Origin of the sequence: Dolichospermum sp. LEGE 00246 (assembly GCF_015207865.1) — a bacterium.
Lineage (GTDB): Bacteria > Cyanobacteriota > Cyanobacteriia > Cyanobacteriales > Nostocaceae > Dolichospermum > Dolichospermum heterosporum.
The window spans coordinates 1-3,219 of record NZ_JADEWA010000547.1; the positions used below are offsets into that span (position 1 = coordinate 1).

3 protein-coding genes and 1 pseudogene are annotated in these 3,219 nt (G+C 37.3%); 1 reads left to right on the forward strand and 3 read right to left on the reverse strand.

Annotation, left to right across the window (positions count from 1 at the left end):
• The 3 genes from IQ228_RS23750 to IQ228_RS23760 form a co-directional block, all read right to left on the reverse strand.
• A partial coding sequence (locus tag IQ228_RS23750; protein WP_193964667.1) for an MFS transporter occupies positions 1 to 736 on the reverse strand: 736 nt, incomplete at its 3' end.
• Positions 737 to 764: 28 nt separating this feature from the next.
• Positions 765 to 1,514 (reverse strand): SDR family NAD(P)-dependent oxidoreductase, encoded by a 750-nt coding sequence (locus IQ228_RS23755; protein WP_193964669.1) that lies wholly within the window; start codon positions 1,512 to 1,514, stop codon positions 765 to 767.
• Positions 1,515 to 1,584: 70 nt separating this feature from the next.
• Positions 1,585 to 2,655 carry an Mrp/NBP35 family ATP-binding protein gene (locus tag IQ228_RS23760; protein ID WP_051424233.1) on the reverse strand — a complete coding sequence of 357 codons (1,071 nt, stop codon included), beginning with the start codon at positions 2,653 to 2,655 and terminating at the stop codon, positions 1,585 to 1,587.
• Between the two features lie 345 nt (positions 2,656 to 3,000).
• Between IQ228_RS23760 and IQ228_RS23765 the strand changes: the two are divergent.
• Positions 3,001 to 3,219 (forward strand): annotated as a pseudogene (locus tag IQ228_RS23765) (aliphatic sulfonate ABC transporter substrate-binding protein); the annotation flags it as partial.

Below are 3,219 nucleotides of genomic sequence, written 5' to 3' on the forward strand. Positions count from 1 at the left end.
AAATAGATTTAATAGGCACAAAATTATAGACAAAAATAAATCCTTCTTTTAAGTTATGCCAAATTTTTGGAGATTTTGATGTAGATAAATTATTGATATTTGGTTTTATCCGCATGATTAAGATAGCTAATATAAAAGGCAAATAGCTAATAGCATCTACTAAGAAACATAAACCTACTCCATTTATAGCAATTATCAAACCCCCAATCATAGGACTAACAAATTTAGCTGTATTAATTAAAAATGAATGCACAGCCATTGCACTATAAGTATCACTTCTGTTTTCTAGCAATCTGGGGATAGTTACTTGACGTGCTGGTAAATCAAAAGCTTTGACTATGCCCTGAAGAATACCAATGATAATAATATCTGTAAAATTTATCTGATTACTAACAGTTAAAAAAGTTAGTAATGAAGATAAAATAATAGATACTATCTGAGTGGTTAACAAAACATATTTTAAATTCCATCTATCTAGTAATACTCCTACCAATGGTGTAATAACCAAGCCCATTGCTTGATTAGTGAAGCCTGCAACACCAACTAACATAGCTGAATTTGTTAATTGATAAACCATCCATACTAGGGCAATTTGTGTCATCCAAGAGCCGAAAAAAGACACGCTTTCCCCAATGAGAAAACCAAATAAATTGGGTGATTTAATTGCAGGTGAGATTTTCAAAAAAGCAAATATTTTGTTGCTTTTTTTTAATGATGTGCTATTTTCTTCTAACATTAATATTACCTATTTTCAGGTATAGTCATTACCGATCTTGCTGAGTTGGACGAATCAAGATTTCATTCACATTTACGTGCTGTGGTTGGCTAACAGCATAAAGTATTGCTGCTGCGATATCTTCACTTTGTAATGGTGTAATTGCTTTCCGTCTGGCTGCAATTTCCTGCTTTGCTACTACATCGGTAATATGCTGATCAATTTCTGTTTCTACTAAACCAGGCTCGATGATAGTAACGCGGATATTATCTTGATATACTTCCTGTCTTAATGCTTCCGAAAAGGCATTTACACCCCATTTAGTGACATTGTAAGCTGCCATTCCTGCACGGGCAATGCGTCCGGCAACGGATGAAATATTAACAATATGTCCTGATTTTTGCGCTTTGAAAATAGGTAATACGGTGTGCGTTGTGTACATTAACGCTAAAACATTAATATCAATCATTTTCCGCCAGTTTGACGGATCTGCATTTTCAATCCTGCCAGGAAATGATATACCTGCATTGTTTACTAAAATATCTACACGCCCAAATTCTGCATTAGCTTTTTGGATTAGGTTTCTAGTTTGAGCTTCATCGGTAATATCTGTAATAACGGATAATGCTTGTCCACCATTGTCAGTAATATGTTTTGCTACAGCCTGCAACCTATCTCCCCTTCTGGCTGCAATTACTACTTTTGCCCCTGCTGCTGCGAGTAAAATAGCCGTAGCTTCCCCAATTCCCGAAGAAGCCCCGGTAATAATAGCAACTTTTCCTTCTAATTTATCTGCCATAGTGAACACCCATTGATTAACTTAAAATACGGTATCTACATCAAGATACTGTGGATTAAAACTAAGCATCTCATAAATAACTAGAAAAAGCAAGAAAAGTAGCCTCTAATGCCGTAGCAATGTGTATAAATACTTGACTTGTAATTGTGCTAGAGTCAACAAGGGTAAGAGGTTGCCCAGTATCACCGCCATTACAGATACGAGGATCGAGGGGAATTTTGCCTAAAAGTGGTGCTTGGAGTTCATTTGACAATTTTTCACCGCCACCACTCCCAAAAATCGCAGTTTCTTCCCCATTTACGCCGATAAAATAGCTCATATTCTCGATAATACCGAGAACAGGAACACCCACTTGGCGAAACATATAGATACTGCGACGCACATCAGCAACAGCGACCTGTTGAGGTGTTGTTACCAATATCACCCCACAAATCGGGCTTTCTTGCACAATCGTAATTTGAGCATCACCAGTACCGGGAGGCAAATCTATTAACAGATAGTCCAATTCTCCCCATTCAACATCATGTATAAATTGAGTAATGATTTTATGTAATACAGGTCCACGCCAGGCTAAAGGATGATCCGGTTCTGCTAACAATCCTACAGACATGACTTTGATACCATGAGCTTCTAATGGTAAAAATTTCTGCCCATTAGCAGTGTCAATAACCGTAACTTCAGATTGTCCTAATCCAAGCATCTGAGGAACGTTGGGACCATAAACATCAGCATCTAATAAACCCACTTTTGCTCCCGTTAATTTCAACGCTGCGGCTAAATTAACTGCGGTTGTGGATTTACCTACACCCCCTTTACCGCTAGATATGGCTAATGTCGTTTTTACCCCTGGAATTGTACAAACTTGAATGTAGGTTTTTTTACACCAACCTAATGATGATAATACCGCTTTAATCTCTGCTTCTAAGTGCTGCTGACGAGAACCTATATACAAGCGCAAATAAATATATTGATCAACTATCCGCAGATTTCGCACCATTCCCAAACTAATGATGTCGTTTTTTAGAGTGGGTTCAATTACTTGTTTCAGGAGTTGGATAACTTCTTCTTGTTGAAGATTGGCAGGATCTATTTGTACTTCCTCGCCCACAACACTTTTGTTCAAATCTAATTTTTCTGGCATTTTACGGCAAATAAGGGTATACGACTACACGCACGGTTAATATTTTTCCATAGACCTCTTGCATTCAAATCACTTTTATGTGATTATTTAAGAATAAAATACGGTAACTTGATTGATATACTGTAGTTTTATCATAAATTCACCTAAAGATAGCCCTCAAAGCAAAAGTCTGAGGCTATACGAAGTCCACCTATGCGGCTCTTTGAACCGACTCAGGCGGTCACTGAGCCTGCCGATAGCGTAGCGTGGCCTTAGCCATAGTGTAAGTTTTGTCTGTGTAGCCGTGATTTCCAATCGCCATCTGTTTTTAGATTCTCTTTACTCCGATTAGTTGAAGTTGGGATTATGTTTCTTAAAAAATCGAACATTCGCACTTTTTCTTTACTATTTACAGTTGGATTAGGTTCAACATTAGCTATTTCTGTTTTTTCTCCCAACGTTAGCAATAATGGCGGGACAATTCAGAAAGCTAATGCAAATACAATCGCTCAAAATAATAATAGCAAGACAGTAATTCGTATTGGTTATCAAAAAGCAGCAACTATCCTCTATGCACTCAAAGCA